Genomic DNA, 20,448 nt, shown 5'->3' on the forward strand with positions numbered 1-20,448 from the left:
GATAGTTCGCAAGGTTGGCGACGCGACAAGCGTCAGATCACCGGCACATTTAATCCCTTGCCACGAGATATGGACAGACCCGGCACTAAGCGTTCTTGGCAACACGGAGCCTTGAAAGCGATCTCCACAATTCTGTTTCGTCGGCGACTCCACTATCGAAAGCTGCGATGACCTCGCAGGCAAGGTAATCCCTCTGCTCCTCATCTTTGAGGGCCAGACGTCGCTCGCTGCACAATCGGTCGAACACCCTCTGAAGAAGGTCGATATCCGAAGGCGTGTATATCCCCCTGTATTTTTTGAAGGCCATTGCGCTTCTGTCCCCCCGCACCTGAGCAAAACCGAACCGTAGATGATGGCGCTCAGTGCCAACCCTGAATTGGGCGATAGTAATCGCATAACGAGCAATGGGATCGCACGACGGCAATATGTGGCCCTTCTGCCGCCTATCGGAACCGCTCCAAATCTGGACCCGAGTGCACTTGGCTTGTTGCGCCCCGCGGCTCTAGCGACCGCGGCATCGATCTCGTGGCGTACTGAGCCTTTCAGCGTTGCGCTAAGACCCAGCGGGTTGAATGACCCACCTCGATTTCACGCGGCCTCCCTCGTCCACGCGTGACCGCCAGAAAGCCGCTGGAGCGGCTCGTAGTGCCGTCGAGCCCGGTTCCTCTCGGCGTCAAGCAACTCGTGCTCCCCAGTCAAGCCGTTCATAAAAAGCTTGAGCAAATGGGAAGCTAAGCGTTCCCCTTGTTCAGAGGCGGATAAAATGCCGCGCTCAGCGCAGATCGCCCGAAGAACTCGAGCTAGCATCTCGATTTCGCTCGCCTCCAAAAACCGACCTGGATACAGCATGACGCCCGCTCCCAAAAAAGCTCGTTGATCCGGCGTTTACGCTACGTCAGGCACGGCACGCGATTACCTATGATAGTCTCATTGGTTTTTTTCCGATCTAATGCCGCGAAGTTCCTGTTCCGGCCGAGAGGAGGTTGGAGCAGGATCAAATCCATTCTGTCCATGCAGGCAAACCACGATGCAAAAAACATAGTGGCATGCGGGGAGGCACCATGAATTTCGTGAGAAATGGCGTCGGCCCGTTTGAGGCCGCCATGGTCTCGGTCATGACCCTAGCGGCGATCGCAATCATACTCGTCATTGTCCCAGGGATTTACTGAATTTCCCTCCGTCCGTTCATCGTCAGATCACGAATGCCCGCCAGTCACCCGCGGCGTCATGTCCAGATTTTTCTTTGATCTGTCCCCCCGCGGCGATGTCTACCACGATGCGCGAGGGACCTACCTCCTGGCTTCTTGGAAGCCAAGGAGAGGGCCTTCGAGGTAGCTCGCAGGCTGGTAAAAGGTGGAAAGGGCCGCGATGTGGTGTGCACAATCCGGGATATCACCGGCAGCGAGCTGATGCAGCTCCGGATTCAGTGCGTAATTCCCGGTGAGGCCAAAACTGCCTTCGTTGACGAGATCAGCACTAGGGCCGGGCAACGTGGTGCGACGGAATGAGGCGGTATCCCTGCACTGGAGCAAGCCATAACCTTAGCAATACCAGCCGGGCCAAGGCGGTCGGCGTGGAGGGCCATAACACGGCTTCTATCCAGCCGCGGCGTCCCACCCTTGTAGACGCCGTCACGTTTTGCCTACTCGCGCTGTCGTTCTTTGATGAACCGACGCTCCATCTGAGCGACCATACCAAGCACGGTAAGCACGATATGACCCATTTCTACCCGCGTTGACACGTGCGGGTCTAGCACGGTCACGAACGCGCCCTTCTGCTCGCATTCGTAAATCAGGTTGAGGACGTCACGCGTGTCGCGGCCAAGCCGGTCTAGGCGCGTCACCATCAATTCATCTCCGGGGCGGAGGAACTCTAGAACGGTTGCCAGTTCGGCGCGACCGTCGCCGCTGCCGCCCGACACCTTCTCTGACCGAATGACCTCGCACCTTCAGCTTTTAGCTTGGCGAGTTGCGTTTCGAGGTCCTGATCAACCGTGCTGACGCGAGCGTAACCAATGCGAGCCACAGCCTGTCACCTCACGGTCGAAAGGCTCACGCTATCCTGTCGCAAATAGTCAGTGTCAAGTGACCTCTTCGGCGATGAATACTCGCGTGTAGCTCCTTGCAGCTGCACATGGACGAGGCCTGCCCGATCCGAGGCGGGCTTATTTCCCGTCCTCGCTGCTCGTCTCTCTAACGGTCCGGCTTCAACACCTCAGCCACTTCGAATCATTTTTAGCTACTGCTAACAATTGTGATTCCGCAGGAACTGATTTCGGCTTAGCACTCGGCTTAGAAAGAGATTGGGCGGACGCGCGGGTCGGAGCATGACAAACCACGTAAGAAACGGCGGCGACCTATTTGAAGCCGCAATGATCACGGTCATGGCCTTGGCGGTTATCGGTATCATCCTGATCATTGCGGTGGAAATTTACTGACGTCGTTCAGCCCCGCTGTCCAATCGGCCCTTGAGCGGCACCCCGGGTAGACATCGGGGCAAATAAAAACAGTCTCATCTGGTCGCCCGCTTCACAAAAGCCAATCAGGCGCTTGGAATTGTGCAGCAAGCCCCCTTTATCAACGGCATAGAGCGGAACGAATATCAAAGGTATCGTTGAACCGGTTTGGGGTCACGCCTCCTGGGAGCTACGCTTAAGCCGATTACCTCGGGCCGCGACCTCGTGCAGAGGCTTCTGGAAGAAACCGGCATTACCGAGGCAACAAGCGCGAGAGTTGGTGTCACTACTCGGCACGAATTGGTCTTCGCTCGTCCGAGAGGCCAAAGCCATCACCAACAAGCCGAGGCCGCCCAGACTGCGCTCGTAAGACATCTCGCGAAGCTCGCGCTTGGCAGCAAAGCCGCCCGCCAAAATGGAACATTAGCGCCTGATCCCGGTTCGGTACGCAACTCAACCCGGTCACCCAACTTGGCACATGTCCTTTCCCCGAACGTTTTGATCCGTAAGCTTCAGAACATCTCCGATTTGACCCAGTCAGATATAGCTATTTTAGAAGGCATTCCGCTTTCAAAGAGGGAGTGTCGTGCAAACGAGGATATTGTACGCGAGGGCGAGCGACCCACCCATTCATTTGTGGTCTTGGAGGGCTTGGTGGGATCGACCAAGCTTACCGGCGACGGCAAACGGCAGATCACGTCCTTCTTTGTTCCGGGAGATATTCCCGATCTGCACGGTATGCATCTCTCGGTTCTGGACTGCACCTTTTCATCGCTCGCGCGCGCCAGTCTGGGCTTCATGCGGCATGATGCCATGCGAGCCATCTGCGACCGACATGCCTCCATAGCCGCTATATTTTGGCGCTCGACGCTGATCGACGCAGCAATATACCGAGAATGGGTTACCAACGTTGGAAGGCGCGACGCCTATACCCGTATGGCTCACATATTGTGCGAACTGATCGTTCGCCTTCACTCGATGGGGGTTATCAAAGATCATGTAGCCAATCTCCCGGTCACGCAGGCGGCCCTTGCCGACGCGTTGGGCCTGTCGACTGTCCACGTGAACCGAGTGCTTCAGGAGCTGCGACGCAACGGGCTGATATTTACCGAGGGCACCCGATTTCATGCTGTTGATTGGGCCGGGCTCGTCCGAGCCGGAGATTTTGACGCCACCTACTTGCATCAAAGGACCGCAACAACATTCTGATGGCGAGCTGGTGCGATGGCGAGATACTTCTTTGATAGCGGTGATCGCGACGTTGTCCTCAAGGATGAGGTAGGCATCGAATGCGATGGGATCGGGAGCGCGCGTCATCAGGCCATAGAAGGTCTGGTAGACCTGACGAGAGAATTCCTTAAGGACCTCAATGGCCAGGAGTTGTTCATCGAAATCCGCAACGAGCATGGAGAAAAGCTGGCAAAGTTGAGCCTATCTCTGCATGCGCAACCGAGCGCTCAATGAAGGCTAGGGATTTCGGGACTGATCGCGGTCACCCCGCCTGTCCAGCTCACGTGCCGTGCGAACTCGATCCCGATCTCACCGAGAGCGATTGCCAACTCACCGAATGCGTAATGCATGAGACGATATTGTTGGGCCGGTTCGTCGCCTTCGACATGCACGAATAGATGCGCACCCAGGAACCCTCTGGTTCTCACCGGCGGTCTCGGAACGATTCCCTTCCGGGCGAGTTCCTATCTTAGGGCCCCGATTGGATGCCCTGCTCAATGTCCATCCTTAACGAGTCTGCCCAAGCTTTCCGGCAGTTGATCACTTCGGAAGACTACCGTCGAAATTTGCGCGAGCAGCTAAGCTTGGACGTCGGACCGACTCTGCCGACATCTTTCACTGACTTGTTAGCGGCGCTGGATCGGCGGGACGAGGAAACAGATGACGCAAGTTCGTAGGGGCTGGATTGCGCCACTGCATTTCCTCCCATGCGGACTGACGCGATCTTGCCGATATGACCAAATCATACCCGTTGCAGCGGCACCCCAACGCCCCTGCGTTTAGTTCACGCCGCTTCAAATGCCCAGGCTCTAAGCCCGGCAGCCTCCTGTCGAGCTTTTTTCTTTACCTCAACTTTTATGGAACCGAATCCCAAATTCGGAAGTTACGGCCGCTGGGGGTAGAGAGATCCAGCCATGTCAGACGAAAACCAGACGATACCGCTCGTCCAAAAGCTCGTTCAGGAGACCGGCATCACGGAGACGCAAGCGCACGAACTTGCCCTCCTGATCGGCTGGAACTGGAACTCCCTTATGCGAGAGGCGAAGCTCATTCAGGCTGGGGCAGGGGCTGAGCTCGCCGGACCACCTGTCGAGGATTGACGCGCTGACGACGGAGTTCCTATCTCACCATCAAAAAATTGATTCAGCGCAAAGCCACTTCGCCGCCAGTCCCCTAGAAGAAGCGTTGCGGGGGCCAAGGTGGCAGTCAAAACCGAACCAAACCCACACCTCTCTTAGTGGTGAGGCTTCCGGCAATGGCTGCCAACAACTACCTCGCTTGGCACCCAGACTCCGCTGCGCAGCGGTCTTTAGCCGTCCCACAGATTGACGCACTAGGACAATATTTCGGTCCGTATCGACGATCCAACCAATGATGGATGACGGCAAGCAGCGATCCATCGTACCTAAAGAGCTACTGTCAAGAGTGACACTTCAATGTGAAAGACTAATTTCACACTAAAACAGTTGCAGGAGGGTTTCTTGGAACGATCGGTGCCGCGTATCGCCAAACCAAGAGGCAGCAGGCGACGGACGAGCTGCGCGAGAATGCCAACGCAAATGCCTGGACGACTTCGAAGGCCTGCTGGCGAACTGTCAGCCCGGTTAGCTGATAGCTAAGAGTTTAAGAACGGCCTGCAGTGCTTGCTCAGCCACATGGGCTAGCGCATTGCCCGCGAAGCCAGCAACGAGCCACTTCAGAGCGTGAATAAGCACCGCCTCGATCGCGGCCAGCCGAACGGACGAAGCCTTAATCAGCAGAATGCCCGCATCAAGTTCGAACTTCACTCGGTCGCGGTCGTCTGGATCTATTTCGTTGGAAGCCAGCGCAGCGTCATGAGCGGCTTCTATCGCTTCGAGCGTGGCTGTGTATTCGGGCTTGTTGTGATCGAGATGCACAATCCGGTCAGATGCCGGCACTTGAGTTACGTCGATCGGCTTGTCCTTATTTCGCTGAAGGTAGCGCCGCAGATCCCGGATCATCGGGTCGTAAAGGTGCTCCGTCATCTCGTGGAGAGTGTCATTGATGTTGTTGGAGCGGCTATAGAAATAGTTGTGAGCGAACTGCCAAGCCGCGTTCTCGTCGCCGGTAAATGACGCTAAAAGATTCAGCTGTCCGCTCAGAGCTTGTTCGAAGTCCTTTGGCCAGACCATTCGCCCGGACCCAACCATTCCGGTTGGTTCCTTGAGAACCTCTGCCTCGACGCGCTCGATAGGCATCAGGCCGCGAAGCCATGTGAGCCTCGATGCTGATGGCTCTGGGGCGCGTTGCAACAATTGCAGGAACCGCTGCGCGACAGCCGGAAACTCCTGATACCGCGATCCGATCAGACGCTGAGCGAGATCGTCATACTCATCAAGAAACTCTTGGAACTCGTCCATCAGACATCCCCACCCATGGCAGCACCCACTGTAAGATAACGATGGCGCGCTGTATTTCCAAGTAAGACACAATAACAGATGCGGAGCTGCGGAAACGGGGCGCGGATCACGAGACGGGCGGGAGGGAGGACTATCGCAACATCTCCTCCCGCCCGGTCGAAGTCTTTGGGTTCGGCATCATGCGGCTAAGGGTGGCCGCCACCAGATCGGCCTCGCGCGACGCCTCGTTGCACTCCTTGCATGCCCCGAACTCCATGCCTTTGGGCCGATGCTTGCCATCGAAGATGCTGCGAGGCGGGTAGTGCTCCACCGTCTCACTTGGCGTGCTTCCGCCGCAGAATATGCAGAACGGCTGGTCCTCTGATCCGCTGGGAGAATGTTTTTCGCTGCTTTGCTTCGCCCATCGATTCGTCCTCCTCTGACAATAGAGTCCACGCCGAAATTCATAATTTTCGCAACAAGGATTCGACAACTTCGGCTCGCCAACGCTAGACTTCGATCAGGGGTGCTTGGGGCCATGTTTCGCGTTTTCTCGATCCTAGTTGTGTTGTGCAGCGTATCGACTCTGCTAGCTGCTTCGTCCGCCCATGCTGGGTTACAGTTCCAGGCGGGACAGACTGACGGCGGGCTCCGCTACATTTTGGTATCAGGGGATTTTGCCTATCAGGACGACTTGTCGGTCTTTGAGGCACTGGTGCATTCCAGCGCCTCGACGGCGGTTACGTTTCATTCCCCCGGCGGCAACATCCAGAAAGCTATGGACCTGGGTCGGCTCATTAGACGGCTGGGCCTGGCGACCGCACAGTTTAGAGCCTCTGAGTGCGAGTCAGCTTGCTCGTTGGCCTTCCTTGGCGGCGTGATACGTTTTGCCGAGGCGGGCTCGATAGGCGTCCACAAGTCATCGTTTCAGGGCGACGTTCCCTTCACCACGCAAGAGGCGGTCTCCGCTGTCCAGCAAATCACGGCCGACGTCATCACCTACATGATCGAAATGGGTGTGGACCCCGCGCTGCTCCAGCTCTCCCTGCAATACGATAGCAACGACATCCGGTATCTCTCCATGAGCGAGATGGCGAAGTACAAGGTGGTCACTTTCACCCCAGGCGCGGGCCAAGCCACAGTTGCAAATGCGCCGCCATCCTCGATGCCGCCATCTCAGCCCCCACCGCCGACCCCAATCACCACACCACCGCCTCCAGCTAATCCCTCGCTGGTGGTTCCTGAGGCTCATTCTGGCCGGATAGGGCACCCGAGGGGCTCTGCGCCGCTTAAGGCGCTCCCGGAGGGAAAGTCCACTAATGTCGCGGTGCTGCGAAATGGCAGCCCGGTGGCGATCCTGGGCAGTAGCGGCCGGTGGTATCGAGTCCAGGCCGGGAACCAGGTCGGCTACATGCACGACACCTGGGTCCATGTCGATCAATACGACAGCGGGCCTTTCGGACGACGCCACATACAGGTCAAGAGCTTCGACAACTACGCCGAGGCCGAGGCCTATGTCCGAACGTCGTCCATACCAGTCTCCGCCTATCTGGCTACCAACGGGTGGTTCGCGATAACGCTCGACAATACCTACGACGAGCCCATGGCGAGCACCTTGGTCGGCGAGATGAAAGCGCGGGGCGCGATCCCTAGTGACTCCTATTCGACTTTCGGAAACACCTATGTTCGCAAGGTATGCTGCCAGTAGGCGGCCGCCAATCGTCAGGAGTCATCCATGAGAGCGGCGTGTGGAATGTTCCATCGCCTCCTCGCACCCTTTGCGGGCATGAAGTCCCGCGCAGCAATCGCTGGGGTCGCGCTGCTGGCCGCCTCGGGGTTGCTGCACGCCGAGACGGTTGATGTGAAGTATCGCGGGCCGGTGCACCTCGCCAAGTTCCAATGCACTGGGGAGCTAGATAGCAGCGTGCTCAAGCGCGTCTGCTACAACCCCGAGTACTCCTACATGCTCATCCGCCTCAAGCAGACTTGGTATCACTACTGCGAGATTGACCAGGGCACGGTGGACGCACTGTTCGCCGCAGAGTCCAAGGGGCGCTTCTACGATTCGAGCATCAAGGACTCGGGGACTGGCGGCAAGTTTGGCTGCCGGGACAAGCCGGTGCCGGAATTCTGAAAATGACCAACGACAAGCCCGAAAAACCAATTGAATATTTAGGCATCAAGCACGACGAGATATTCACGTTACAGCTCTCGTGGCGCGTTCTGCGACATTCGGCCCGGGCCGATCCCTGGATGCGAAGAAAGGCTGTGAACTATTTGGCTTCGAGGTTGGCATTGGCAATTAGCATCCTGGTTGCGGTGGTGCATTTCATCTGGGCGGTTGGTTCCGAGTGCGGAGTCAATTTCGCCCGGGGTGGTGGGATCATAACTTTTACCGCTGCGGCCTTGTATGCGGTGCGGGAGTGGCATGAGCCTAAAACAGGGTTGTTGAGTGGCGGGGAGGTGGAGCGAATCCACATTTGGAACCCGCTATTTCTCCTCCCACTCCTAGCTGCTATTGGAACGCTAATATGGGCGTACGGCGATCTTCTGCCTTGGCTCAGTTCCAAGGGCTGCCACATGTAAGGCTTGCCCAAAGTTCCGGCGCTAGTGCACATTCGCCCACATGTGCAACCTCTACAACATCACCACCACCCAAGACGCCATCCGCGAGTGGACCCGCGCCATGCGGGACATCATGGGCAACCTTGAGCCGTCGCTGGATGTCTACCCCAACATGCCCGGCGCTGTGGTCCGCAATGCTTCCGATGGCCAGCGTGAGCTTGCCAAGCTGCTCTGGGGTATGCCTACGCCGGCAGAGCGGGTGAAGGGCAAGGCGCACTATGGCACCACCAACATTCGCAATCCGCAGTATGGGCACTGGCAGCAATACGTTGGCGTGCAGAACCGCTGTGTGGTGCCCGTCACGAGCTTCGCGGAGCCGAGCCCTACGCCCAACGATAAGGACCCGGAGACGGGCATACAGCGGAACTACTGGTTTGCACGGGGCGAGGACCGGCCGCTGTTCTTCTTCGCGGGCATATGGACGCGCTGGCGGGGTGTCCGCAGGGTCAAGGATGGGCCGGGCGACTTCGAGCTTTACGGCTTCCTCACGACCAAGCCCAACGCCCTGATTGCGCCGATCCATGAGAAGGCCATGCCCGTGATCCTCACCACGCGGGAGGAGGTGGAAACCTGGTTGACGGCCCCATGGTCCGAAGCGCGACACATGCAACGGACGGCCCCACACGATGCCTTGGTGATCGTCGAGAAGCCGGCCACACAGATCAAAGTTCAGTTAAGTCGCAAATCTCAGTTATCGCTGCTATAACCGCGGTGCTTTCGTTTTGTAGTATTGGGGGGAGCGAACCATGATCGGGTGGTATCTTGCACTGTTGGTAGCTACAGCTATTGTTCTGTTAGGTGCCGTCCTGATCTCGAATGGCGTTAATCGTGGCGACGCAAAGGTAAAAATCTTTGGTGCTGAAGCCAGTGGTGGCACCGGATTGGTTCTTTGTGTGCTAGGAGTTGTTGCGGTTATTTATCTTGTGCAGCACAGCCCAGCTTCTGTGCCAAACCCAACCCCTCCAACTCCAAGCCCAAGCCCTCCAGCTCCAACCCCTAGTCCGCCAACCCCAGCTCCGCCCACTCCCGTGCCCCGCAGCCACGGGTTTTTGATTTTGCTGAACGGGATACTAGGCAAGGTGACGGCAAGTCCGGTCACATGTGGGACATCCACGTTTCACTAATTCCTCCAGATGCCGCGCACCCCAATGGCCGTTGGACGGCCACGTGGCTCTATACGGGAAGCGGTGGCTCGTGGAAGGGATCGCAATACGTGACCATCAAGTTTCTCGGACAAAACGGGGCCGACCTGCATACCGAAACCCCTTCGCTCGCTCGCGACGGTTGCCATTACGGGGGCGGGGTTCGACAGAACTTCGGTGGTGATTTGCCGGTGCCGATGTCCTCCATCGAAAACGTGACCGTGGAGCCCTCAATTGCCGAAGGAAGGACCGGCCCGTGTTGAAAATTCAGGTGCGCTAGTCGTCTTCCCAGATCACGCGCCGAACCATACGGACCCCGACAAGCCGCCTCACGCGTATCTTCACAACCTGGGCAGCGCTGGGGAGCAGGATGTCCACATCAAACTCCCGCCGCTTGCATCGCTCACACCGCAAGTGCCTTTCGACATCCCAGAACGGAAGGTCCCCCACGAGCTTGAGGAGGTCCCCCGGCAGATAGTGGCGCGTGATGTTGCAGTTGATGCAACGGACGCGGATCAGCTGCCCGATGTCGTGGGCACGGCTGAGCGTCTGAACGACGCGGCGGGTTCGGCTGCTGGGCTCCGGCATGGCCAACCGATAGGAAGCTATTCCTCAAAGAGTCAATTCACCCATATTGACATTTTCGTTCCGTTTTTGTTCGATGTTGGTATGGGCGATTAGGAGTCAATGAAATGGACCACATTGTCAGGCTCGACGGCCGCCAGGAGGCTGCCCTCCAGGCCGTCGCGGACAAGTTCGTTGCGATGGGGGGGATTGCAGAAGCCGCCCAAGCGCGAAAGGCACTAGGGCTTCCGGCAATTTAGCGGCCTATGGAATTTCGCCTATCCGAAGCCAGGTTGCCATTTGATCGTTCCCAACGAAACCGGCTCGCACTACATCCATTACGACCCAGTTCGTTCCTTTTTCAATCGAAATGGAGGTGCGGTCTACTTGCCGGAGAACTCCCCCAGGAATCGTTGTCGGAGAGGCAAAAGGCTGGGCGCTAGCCGATTTGTAGTCTTTGATAATCAGTTCCCTGTTCGCCAAGACATTGATCTTGTCGCCTTTCTCAAAAACGGGATCCGAAACAGATGAGTTGACCGGCGCCGCATAATGGTCGCCCTTGTACTTCCCAGATGCCGCATCGATGTATCCGGCAAAAATCCACCCAGTGTCTATGCCCTTTGGAAAACGTCCCTTGTGATCGGGGATGGGGCCGCCCGCCAAGTTCTGAAACGCCATAAAAACGAAGCCGAACACCGCGATTCCACCAACAGCTCGTACGCCAAGCGGCAAAGACAACCCGAACTGACCTGGGATGAGCGTTGCAATTGCGCCAGCACACAGGGAACAAACCAACCCAAAAACCAGGCGAGGGAAAGGGGCAGGTTCTGGCATCCAAATCGCAATCGCCAACATGATGGCGATGAAAACAACCCCGAACGCAAATATCGCGACCTTTTCCCATTGCTGCGGAGCATGATGTGCATGTGGGGTGGGCTGTATAGCTTCGTTCATTTTCCCCTCCTTAAGAGGAAGCTAATCTAGCGCAATACGTCGAACCTGAACAGGTGAAAGCAATCGAGCCCTAGAACGCCTTGAAATTTAACCGGGGAGTAGATCGATTTTTTTCAGCCGGGAAGCCCCGACAAGACCGCACGTACCTATGTGCTGCCCTTCGTGGCACTTTCCTCATCCAAAGCATGCGGCACTGGCAGATAGGCATTTGCCACCAGCCAATCGTCCAGGATCGTCTCGACCAGATCGAGATTCCCCTTGCCCATCTCCGCCGCAAGCCCGGCGAGGATGCGCGCTCCAGGCTCAGCCCGCCAACCTTCCGCAGCAGGAGCGCCGCACGGCGGAGCATCACCTGCAAATCGGCCCGTGACGCGTTTTTCAAGTTCCTGCACGAATTGGTGGCGGGACATAGGTTTCACTCCATGTCGGGTACGTCGCCGCTAACAAATAGCGTGTTCGGCGGCCCGTAGTCCCCGAGCACCGGATCGGCATCCCGGCTCCACGCGATGACCCCAACGTGTTTCCCAACCAGTGCTTTGGCGGTTCGGATCGCCCGCTCTTCACTTTGCTGATCCGCCGGGCCGTACATAAGAAACAGCTCGCCATCGTCGCCGCGGTCGAATGCGACCACAACAATCAGCTTCGGCTTTCTCTGCTCCGGAAGCACGTGCGTGCGTGGACATCCGATGGCCTTTCTCAGTCGAGCGGCGCCGATCCCGCCTCAAGAGCGTCGATCGCGTCGAGCACTGCCTGGCGCTTTGGCTCGATAGGCTCATCTGGGTGGAACCCTGCGAGCGACAGAGACGTATAGGCAACCGTTACGGCGCTGACGAGTTGCTGCGCTTCCGAACTATCCGGAACCTCGGCAGTGGCGGCGAGAGCAAGCAAGAAGACCCTATCGTCATGATATTCGTGCTTGCCGTCTTCGGCCTGGATGATGACCCGCATCCGGCGGAGTGCAGTGGTGCGGTCGGCGAGCTGCACATCCGGATTATGCAGCAACTGCAGGCCATTGACCTGCATGCGCTTCTCGTCCGGCCACCCTTCGCAACACGCCTTGATTGCGGCATTGCTAGCCGCCCACCAAACGTCAGCGGCGGCATATTCGTCTTCCGATGGCTCTTGATCAGGCGGGAAACCCATTTCATCCCAGCCTTCGACTGCGAATGAGCCTTCCGCCGCTTCCTCGGCCGTCAATCCAGATTGCTCGATCACGGCCCGTGCTGCGGCGAGACCGCGCTGTTTTTCGTCAGGGGTGGCTCCCCTGGCGTGCATTGTAATATCCATGATCGGCCTCCTTATGGCCTACAGTGAACAAAATAGGAACAAAGTTGTCAAGGCACCCTTGACTGGATAGGAATATGTTCTCAATTCGGGGTATGCCGCAGCAACCCGAGAAGTGGCCAAGAGGCGCCCGCTGGACTTTGACGCATGCTCACGACGCGGGGCAGGTGGCCGGCATCCACTGCGGCAAATGCAACATCACGCGCTACTATAAGCCGCTCGAGCTGAGGGAAGTCATCGGCAACGTCACGATCGATGAGGTGAGGGACAAGGCTCGCTGCCAGAAGTGTGGCAGCCGGGAATGGATAAGCGCGCTGCTATTCCACGCGACCGGCGAGCAGGCCCACACGATCCGCTATCGGCGCCTGGTGCAAATTCGATGGGAGAAGCGTGTGATTTGGCGCGATGAGTGACTTCCCCCGCGCTGCCAGTCCCAATCCTGTTCGAGCGCAGCGGGACGAGGATTCCAGCGTCTAGCAGCGTTCAGTTCGTCAGCGCAGACCGGTCCGGACGGGCCGCAGTCCTCGCATCTCTTCACCACTCGCCTCTCAGCTGTCAGCAACGGGATCACGTCGGAGCCCGAGCAAAACGGTCAGGGATCGGGGGTCGGCGGGCCGCGCGCTTTTGCCAATGATCGTTGCCGGCTTTGCCGCCGACTGGCCGCCGCGCCCGCTCGCCTTAGCAAGCTCTGACCGTTGCGCGGCATAATTTGGAGCCACCATCGGATAGTCGCGCGCCAAACCCCATTTCTCGCCAGGTTGCATTTACGGTATTTTCGTCCAGCGCGTGTCCGTCAACCTGCGGCCGCTTTCGACAAATCCAATCCCCTGCAGAACACCTCGGCGCGCCGCCAGATCATCGGCTTCCCCTCTCTATAAGTGAACGGGCAGCGAGCACACGCCTCCGAGTGCCAGAATGCCAGCATCAGCATCAATCCGACTTTTCTCTTGACTCTCTGAGCAAGGCGCGGGCACCTCGAAAGGTGCCGCAATGTTCGAGGGGAGGGCCGTCGTGGAAAACAACACGAAACTTGATCGGCGACCGACGCTGCGTCTTTCGGCTTGGTTGCTCCTGGTGGGGCAAACTCTCTACGTGATTATCACGCTGTTTCATACCGGCGGCGATGCCAACAACCATCCAGTCATCTTCCAGAGTTATGCCGCAAGCGGCGCGTGGACTGTCGTCCATATAGCCCAGTTTGGTTGCACCGCTGTTATGCTAGCAGGTCTGTTGGCACTGTTCTTTGGTCTTGACGTCGAGGATGAGATTGCCAAGTGGGCTGGGCGATTTGCCGCCGCTTTGACAGTCGTCACTTTCGCGCTCTATGGGGTGGTCTTGGCAGTCGATGGAGTCGCGCTCAAGCAGGCCGTGGTCGCTTGGGTCAATGCTCCCGAGACCGAGAAGGCTGCGCGCTTTGCAGTAGCCGAGGCCGTCCGCTGGCTAGAGTGGGGAACAAGAAGCTATGAGGCATTCGCATTAGGCCTCGCGATGGTCCTCTTCGCTATAATGGTAGCCCTATCGGCAAAGATCCCGCGGCCAATAGCTTACCTGATGGCGCTCTCGGGTCTCACTTACTGGGTGCAAGGCTGGACCGCTGGCTCCGAAGGCTTCTCGCCAACGCACGTAATAGGTATCGAGGCGGCCGAGGTTTTTAATGTGATTTGGGCCGGGTGGCTGCTCGCCGCATCCAAGAAGCAGGATTGATAGTCGGGCAGCCGCTAACAAGAGCATTCGGTGATGACGGGCTGTTGCACAAGATCTGAGTACTCCACAAAGTGGGGGAGCGGCCCTTCAAGCACGTCCTTGTTGTCGAGAAAGCGCGATGGTAGTCACGATTTCTTGCGACCGACCGTCAAGGGGGTTTTGCTGACGTAGGCCGAGACGATATCCCCTGTCGGGCCGACTAGATCAATATGACTGGGATAGCGTTTTTGCGTTGGCAGAAACGATCTCTGCAGTTATCTCGATAAAAAGGGACGTCTAAGTAGATATCTCGTCCGGCACGGAAACCTCATCGTTATTTATTGTATAACTATCAATTCTTTATCGGCTTTGCTTAAAAAAAGCCAGTACATTAGCGCTCTTCGCGATTGGCGCTGAACATAGCCGCTTCCGCGGTCGTCGTTGGCCATTATTCAGTGATCGTGATCGTGATGCGCTTATTGGGGCAAGAAATAGGATTGTCAGTGCCATAGAACTCGCGCCGGATTTTTACGAGGGGATCGTCCTGTTTCAACGGAAGCAAATTGCCTTTGGCGTCTCTCTTTCGAGATCCAAAAAGAATACACCCGTCCGAATTGCTTGGAAATACACCAGGATGAAAGAGTATGTTAGTTCTCGATTTTCCATCTGGCATCTTCACATTCGCGACCTCAATAAGAAAATCACCTTCGCGTGACATTTGCCCACAACTCGACTGCACAAAATTGTGGTCAGATTGGTAGCGGAGGACCCCGGTGTATGTTCCAGCCGGAATTTTCTTTTCCGGGTTTTCGTAGAAGCGACCGAAATTTTGGTTATTTACCCCGATGTCCCCGAATATACGCGCGCGCATGGTCCCGTGATCGTCTACCTGATCAGTACCGAGCCTCATCAGCTCAATCTTGAATTCGTCAGGAGCGTTTCCCGAACATGTCTCTTGTGAGCGAGCGCTCCCGCCAGCGACTACCGAGACCATCGCGAAAGCGAATAACGCAAAAAGCTTGGATTTCATTTTTTCCTCTTTCTGACGACAGGCCGACGCGTTGAGGCAGACATCATCCTCATTGTTTGGGATATCCATTTCGTTCGTCACACGCGGAGATAGTTTCTCTCTCAAGCGGGATACGGACCATGAAGATGGGACCGGTGTCTGCGGCGCTCCTCGCTTTTTCAGGGCGCGCCCGCGGCAACTGACGGGTCTCACGCACAACTACTGAATGCGACCAACCGTCATGATCGAGTGGACCCTCGATAGTGAACAGTGCGCTCCAATGGTAACCAGCATCAGAAGGAAGGTATATGCCTTTCGGCGGCTTGCCATTTCCGTCGACTATGCTCGATCCAGGCGACCAGTCTTCGCACTCAGCCAAGTTGCCGTCGATATCTTTTACGGTCTCTTCTTGAGCGATGCCGTTCATCGTCCGGCTTCGAATGACTTCAACAACCATTCGTGGTCGCGCGCTTTGTTCCTTCGCGTCCGGGTCGGTAGAAGGTCCATCAATCGCAACTGCAATATCGAATCGTCCATTTTCCCTCGGGCGACAAGTGACGGTTGCTCTTCGTCCAGGGAGCGGCTTGACCCATTCTTTGACGGGCGTCGAGACGCGAAGCCGGACCGGCTCTGATCCTTCGAGTGGGAGATCGTCCTCTCGAGCGTGGGCTTGGTAACGCACCAATCCCAGTCGAACACGAGGGAACGGCAAAGGATCGGTGTTCAACGCGACATTAACATACCAGAGTTCTTGAACTGGATCGAAGCGAGGTTCAAAAGCCTGGAGCGCCACCGCCATGTACGTGACCGGAGTTTGATCCGCTGCTGCCTGCGTCGGATCTCCGTCCGAGCCCGGCTGCTTAGTGTCTGGGGCAGCAGTTGCTGACGTCTGGCCGGATATGGGTATCGGCATAAAGGCGCGCGGGATATTCGTCCCCTCCAACGACAGCCGTGCCGGGTCGATCAGCGGCCCGGTTGGAAATTTGGCCTGGGAGACGTCATCGCTGGCAAGTGGATCGGCACCCCAGCGAGTAACGTAGGAGCCGCCTGCGCCGAGATCCTCGTCGTAGAAGTCCGGGGTCGTCTCGGGTTCAGATTGATCGCCGGTAGGAAAAAGTAACTGGCCATTGTCGTCTTTCGCCGATCCCCTAGCAAAAAGACCCGGAGGCCATAAGACAAGGGCGATCTTTTCTCCCTCGCCTGAACTGAAGAACGGGCGCGCATGCCAGATGGTCAAGACGCAGGATTGCTCAACGCCGACAGTGAAGGAATTGTCTGTATTGATGAGAGGCTTGATCCATCTATGCGATAGCGCCACGCTGACATGATCGATCACAGGGGGCGCTGGCCTGGTGGTGGCCGGGAGCCAAATATAACATGGGGCACTTTCCGGAGGAGCTTTAACGTCTTTTGGATCTCTCGGAGGCAGCAAACCGGAATGACGGTTGATGGGACGTGTCTTGATTGACAGGTACCTTGCGCCGCTGCAGTGAAAAGCTGCAGGCAAGGCTGCACGCAATGCTTTGCCAAATTGTCGCCCATCTCCCCACGCGGCAGCCATCAGGTCTTGCAGGGGGTAAGGACTCAGGCGCGATCGGCCGTCTTTTGGCAACGGTAGGCCGTCGAGCTTCAGGACCGTAATTTGCTTGCGAGGAAAGTCGACTGTGCCATTCTCATTGAGAATGAAGCCGAACGGCTTCGTTTTTTCCAGTTCGTTCGGTATAAAGTTGCCGTCAAGGCGCTGTTCCCTTGTGAGGCCCATCTCCGGATTGTCAAGGGATTCGTCGAAGGGCGCAGCGGAAACTGCTTCGACCAAGAGACCCCCGGTGCTTGCGGGATCGAACCTGACCACGCCTCCGATCAGCGTGTCTGTTGCACCTTCCTGAATGCTGTCCAATCCCCAATCTGAAAGCGGCGTGCCGTTGAGGAAGTTGGCCGGCGTTTGCGGAGCCGGAAGCAGGGCTGCATCGGGCGTCTTAACAGCATCGGCCGGAGCAAAGACGCGCCGCGTTATGGCCATTTCGGGGCCAAGTTGTGGGGTGGCTATCAAGCAATCCTCGACAGCATGTGTTACCCGCATCGTCAAGGGGCTGGCCAAAACCGAATTTGGTTTCAGCAACAGCTCCCGGTATGTGAGGCCAGCAAGGGTCTGCACGGTTTCTCGCGGAGGCGCCGTCAGGCCGCCAGCGCCGAGGCAAGCAGATGCCGCCGCCTTGCCATATCGGTCAACATCGTTTGGAAACTCCGTTTTCAATTGCTTCGTGAGGATGTCGATGCACGCGGCGTGCAAATCTCCCGTCGCGTCACTTTCTGCGACGAGTAGAAGACCAGCGGATTCGATCGCATCAAACCACTCGGTAAGTTGGCCGACCGTCGGCGCGCACCAGGCCTGGAGTACTAAGGTTTCCCCTCGAGCGAGGCTGACCTGAACGCAGTGGACTTGGACAGCGTCTTTCTGGGCTTTGGCGACAACTTTTCCCTTGGCCGTCAACCAGCGCCGCCCCAAGAACCGGAGTCGTGAATCATTTTCTCCAGGATGAGCATCCACTGACTTCAGCTCGAGATGAATCGGCACCACATCCGGCCAGGCGGGTAGCTGTTCGTTGACGGATTTATCTGGCCAAGTGCGGGCGCCGACCGGAACTGCGATGGGATCCTCAATAAACGGCGAGTTCTCTAACCCTTCTTCGGCGGGTAGCTTAAGGCCAAAGACCATCACGCTCGCAGCCGGATCCGGATAATAGACGTAACGATGCTCGGAAGAGATATCTCCAACGCGGACGCGGTTGGGTTTGGGGTCGTCAGGGGTATCTTTCCTGCCTATCAGTGAAAGTCCGGGTAATCCTTGCTTCGGTACAGTGACGTTACTTCCGCTGTTTCGCAGAACATCGTGAAGCATCGCGAACTGGAGCGGCACGGGAGGTGGAACAATGAGTCGTCGCGTGGAGGCTAAACTGTGTTCGGGGTCGATCGTGCTGCGAACATACATGTCGGCACTCCGTTGAGGTGGCTTCATATCGCCGAGCACCTGTATGTCGTTCTCGAGCACCAAAGACATCGGAGCATTGATCCGCTCGTGGCGTAAGAACCGGCGGCCGCCCAACTTGTTGGACTGCTCTTCGGGAACTGCGGGCAATGACACGGCAGGTGACAGCTTGCTTACGTTTGCAACTCCGTCAGGCGTCATGCTTCCGCCTCCTTCGAAAACGGGCGCCAATGCCGTATAGTAAGACCAACCGAAGCGCAGCGTGGGACTGAGTAGTTGATTGTCGTTCTTAGGACGACTTGGCGACTTGAAGTGTCGCGTGATGTCGAGCTCCTCGATAACGGGTAGTATCGTTTCCCGAAGGACTTTGCCGCTTTTCTGATCGATTTCCGGCGGTGGAACCCCGCCTGGGTCACTTCCCCACAGAGCGACGGTGCTATCCTCAATAATCTTTATTGCGCGGGCGGTAACCGGGTCCTCCGGCGTCGTGACAGGCTCGTCGGGTGGCGAGTCGGCCATCCTTTGGAGGGCAGGCATTGCCATTGCACCATCCAGTTCGACCCGACGACGTGCATCTGCCGACAGGCGGCGGCGGGAGAGTTCCTCTTCGATCCAGCCTGCGTCGACTTTCTGTTCAGGCTTGGGATCCAAGAATTTAATTACGCGATAGTCAGGACTCCTCCAGAGTATCTGTCCTTTTTTAATTTCCACCCCGACCATTAAGCGGTCGCCTATCTTCAAGGCATTGGCGTCTTCGATCATGTCTCGGGGAAGGCAATCTCTCGGAGGCTTAGCATCATCTTTGATATCCTTTGCTTCGATGATACGCAGCCCACCATTCTGTAAGATCGGTAGTCCATGCTCAATTGGAGCGAGTGCGGATCCCTTTGAGGTGCTTGTGATCTTGGCAGCCTGATTGTTGATGCTACTCTCGTTTGCCAGCGCAGTGTCTATCGTAATGATGTCGAAAACGGGCTTCTTTTCTTCGTCGCGGAGAGCCAGGTTTCGCATGCCGAACGTAATTGACGCGTTCTCCTCATTTCCCAAAACTTCTTCCCACGACGCCGGGCAGAAAATCCGGCCGGACCCGGAACCGTGGTCGAAGCGTGCCAACGTCCAACTTGCATCGTCCCGATCGGGAGCCAGGAGCACGAACGGTGTCTCCATTTTCGACAAATTCTGTCTGAGGTAGTCTGTATCGATTAGTAGGTCGAATGCGAAACCAAACAGACGTTGTAGGGTCGGCAGGCTCAGTAGAGCTCCCAATCGGCGCTTGGCGGTTGCCAGTTCGTCCTCGGGCGACGCACAGTAGGACGCAGACTGTTCGCTTGGCGTCGTTAGATGATGAGCCGCGTGAACGTTCTCCAGCACTTTCGTTGCCGCGATATCACCTGCGAGTATGGCCTTAGCCAGCGCCCGCGCGTCCAGCCACATAGTATTTGGCGTTTTTCCGGCGAGCACCGCCGCCGTCCTCTTGCGGTAAGGTGCAAGCCAAAATTCCTCGTTCTCGGGGGAGTTGACGTCCGAGATAGATAACGGAACGTCAGATGAGAGACTGGCGACACGCGTCATAGGTTCGCCCTGATACCAGGGCCTGGCAAGGCTCAATTCTGTTGGGTCATTGCCGCGCATCGCCAACCGCGTATCCGCGCTTGCAATGGCCTCCAACACCGAGCGTCCCCTCTGCAAAGTGAAAACAAGAGACGACGGGCCATGCGGCGTTGGCAGGTAGGCGGAGCATTTTTCCCCGGAAGGTAAGTTGCTAAGAGTCTTTGCCAGTAGATCCCAGAACGATGAACCGGAGGCTTCAGGGTCCATCACGCGCCGCCAAAGCCTGTCGATCCGCTCCCCGTCTGTGGGTGCCGCCCAGGCCAATTTCGCGCTGGCGCGGATGCTTCCGTTTTGCTCAGCTTGCTTCGCAAGTTTTCGAATTCTTCCTTCGGCCTCCTTGCGAGTCCCAAGACCCAGTGGGAGTGGGATAATCCGCAGGCTGAGAGTCCCCTCATTGAACTCAACATTCTTGCCGATCTCGGATGGCCATGAGCTGAGATCAACTGAAGGGGAACTGCTTCCAACCCAAGGGCGCAGAAGCATGCAAACGCGTGCACGCTCAGCGTCGAAGCCATCTGCGACTATACGACTCGACAGTGAGACAA

General features: G+C 57.1%; 18 protein-coding genes and 2 pseudogenes. 10 read left to right on the top strand and 10 right to left on the bottom strand.

The annotated features are described in order from the left end of the window. Positions 1–85: 85 nt before the first annotated feature. On the bottom strand, positions 86–307 hold the full coding sequence (locus FJ980_RS34535; protein WP_181170724.1) for an RNA-binding protein: 222 nt from the start codon (positions 305–307) through the stop codon (positions 86–88). Between the two features lie 1,116 nt (positions 308–1,423). Then, positions 1,424–2,025, bottom strand: a pseudogene (locus FJ980_RS35195) (recombinase family protein). A gap of 1,066 nt (positions 2,026–3,091) precedes the next feature. On the opposite strand from FJ980_RS35195, the gene FJ980_RS00660 reads away from it, so the two are divergent. The 3 genes from FJ980_RS00660 (at position 3,092) to FJ980_RS00670 (ending at position 4,785) form a co-directional block, all read left to right on the top strand. Then, a complete protein-coding gene (locus FJ980_RS00660; RefSeq protein WP_246676261.1) occupies positions 3,092–3,664 on the top strand; it encodes a Crp/Fnr family transcriptional regulator in 573 nt (190 codons plus the stop codon). Between the two features lie 15 nt (positions 3,665–3,679). After that, entirely contained in the window at positions 3,680–3,919 is a 240-nt protein-coding gene (locus FJ980_RS00665; protein ID WP_140541036.1) for a hypothetical protein, read from the top strand. A 680-nt stretch (positions 3,920–4,599) separates the two neighbouring features. Beyond that, complete coding sequence (locus tag FJ980_RS00670) at positions 4,600–4,785, top strand: hypothetical protein (RefSeq protein ID WP_140541038.1); 186 nt, start codon at positions 4,600–4,602, stop codon at positions 4,783–4,785. A gap of 504 nt (positions 4,786–5,289) precedes the next feature. On the opposite strand, the gene FJ980_RS00675 is transcribed toward FJ980_RS00670, so the two are convergent. After that, positions 5,290–6,066 (bottom strand): hypothetical protein, encoded by a 777-nt coding sequence (locus FJ980_RS00675; protein ID WP_140541040.1) that lies wholly within the window; start codon positions 6,064–6,066, stop codon positions 5,290–5,292. A gap of 517 nt (positions 6,067–6,583) precedes the next feature. On the opposite strand from FJ980_RS00675, the gene FJ980_RS00680 reads away from it, so the two are divergent. From FJ980_RS00680 to FJ980_RS34540, 5 genes are all read left to right on the top strand, one after another. Then, on the top strand, positions 6,584–7,753 hold the full coding sequence (locus FJ980_RS00680; protein WP_140541041.1) for an SH3 domain-containing protein: 1,170 nt from the start codon (positions 6,584–6,586) through the stop codon (positions 7,751–7,753). A 45-nt stretch (positions 7,754–7,798) separates the two neighbouring features. Next, positions 7,799–8,179, top strand: coding sequence for a KTSC domain-containing protein (locus FJ980_RS00685; RefSeq protein ID WP_210241666.1), 381 nt, complete (start codon positions 7,799–7,801; stop codon positions 8,177–8,179). A 2-nt stretch (positions 8,180–8,181) separates the two neighbouring features. Further along, entirely contained in the window at positions 8,182–8,631 is a 450-nt protein-coding gene (locus FJ980_RS00690) for a hypothetical protein (RefSeq protein WP_140541043.1), read from the top strand. A 40-nt stretch (positions 8,632–8,671) separates the two neighbouring features. After that, the gene (locus FJ980_RS00695; RefSeq protein WP_140541045.1) at positions 8,672–9,376 is read left to right on the top strand and encodes an SOS response-associated peptidase; all 705 of its coding nucleotides are present in this window, start codon (positions 8,672–8,674) and stop codon (positions 9,374–9,376) included. 670 nt (positions 9,377–10,046) lie between these two features. Next, entirely contained in the window at positions 10,047–10,493 is a 447-nt protein-coding gene (locus tag FJ980_RS34540; protein WP_181170723.1) for a hypothetical protein, read from the top strand. 147 nt (positions 10,494–10,640) lie between these two features. On the opposite strand, the gene FJ980_RS00710 is transcribed toward FJ980_RS34540, so the two are convergent. The 4 genes from FJ980_RS00710 to FJ980_RS00725 form a co-directional block, all read right to left on the bottom strand. Next, the gene (locus FJ980_RS00710; protein WP_140541049.1) at positions 10,641–11,330 is read right to left on the bottom strand and encodes a hypothetical protein; all 690 of its coding nucleotides are present in this window, start codon (positions 11,328–11,330) and stop codon (positions 10,641–10,643) included. A gap of 146 nt (positions 11,331–11,476) precedes the next feature. Next, on the bottom strand, positions 11,477–11,740 hold the full coding sequence (locus FJ980_RS00715) for a hypothetical protein (protein ID WP_348640638.1): 264 nt from the start codon (positions 11,738–11,740) through the stop codon (positions 11,477–11,479). A gap of 5 nt (positions 11,741–11,745) precedes the next feature. Then, positions 11,746–11,997, bottom strand: a complete 252-nt coding sequence (locus FJ980_RS00720; RefSeq protein ID WP_140541051.1) for a hypothetical protein — start codon at positions 11,995–11,997, stop codon at positions 11,746–11,748. A gap of 29 nt (positions 11,998–12,026) precedes the next feature. Beyond that, positions 12,027–12,617, bottom strand: coding sequence for a hypothetical protein (locus FJ980_RS00725; RefSeq protein WP_140541053.1), 591 nt, complete (start codon positions 12,615–12,617; stop codon positions 12,027–12,029). Positions 12,618–12,691: 74 nt separating this feature from the next. Between FJ980_RS00725 and FJ980_RS34545 the strand changes: the two genes are divergently transcribed. Continuing rightward, positions 12,692–13,027, top strand: a complete 336-nt coding sequence (locus tag FJ980_RS34545; RefSeq protein ID WP_181181061.1) for a hypothetical protein — start codon at positions 12,692–12,694, stop codon at positions 13,025–13,027. A gap of 135 nt (positions 13,028–13,162) precedes the next feature. On the opposite strand, the pseudogene FJ980_RS00730 reads toward FJ980_RS34545, so the two are convergent. After that, positions 13,163–13,366: pseudogene (locus FJ980_RS00730) on the bottom strand (MucR family transcriptional regulator); the annotation flags it as partial. Between the two features lie 259 nt (positions 13,367–13,625). Here FJ980_RS00730 and FJ980_RS00735 point away from each other — a divergent pair. Then, positions 13,626–14,318 (top strand): hypothetical protein, encoded by a 693-nt coding sequence (locus FJ980_RS00735; protein ID WP_140541055.1) that lies wholly within the window; start codon positions 13,626–13,628, stop codon positions 14,316–14,318. Between the two features lie 427 nt (positions 14,319–14,745). Here the strand turns inward: FJ980_RS00735 and FJ980_RS00740 are convergent, their stop codons facing one another. Further along, positions 14,746–15,327, bottom strand: coding sequence for a DUF5675 family protein (locus FJ980_RS00740; protein WP_140541056.1), 582 nt, complete (start codon positions 15,325–15,327; stop codon positions 14,746–14,748). 49 nt (positions 15,328–15,376) lie between these two features. Continuing rightward, positions 15,377–20,386 (bottom strand): hypothetical protein, encoded by a 5,010-nt coding sequence (locus FJ980_RS00745; RefSeq protein ID WP_140541057.1) that lies wholly within the window; start codon positions 20,384–20,386, stop codon positions 15,377–15,379. Positions 20,387–20,448: the final 62 nt, after the last annotated feature.

Origin of the sequence: Mesorhizobium sp. B1-1-5 (genome assembly GCF_006443065.1) — a bacterium.
Lineage (GTDB): Bacteria > Pseudomonadota > Alphaproteobacteria > Rhizobiales > Rhizobiaceae > Mesorhizobium.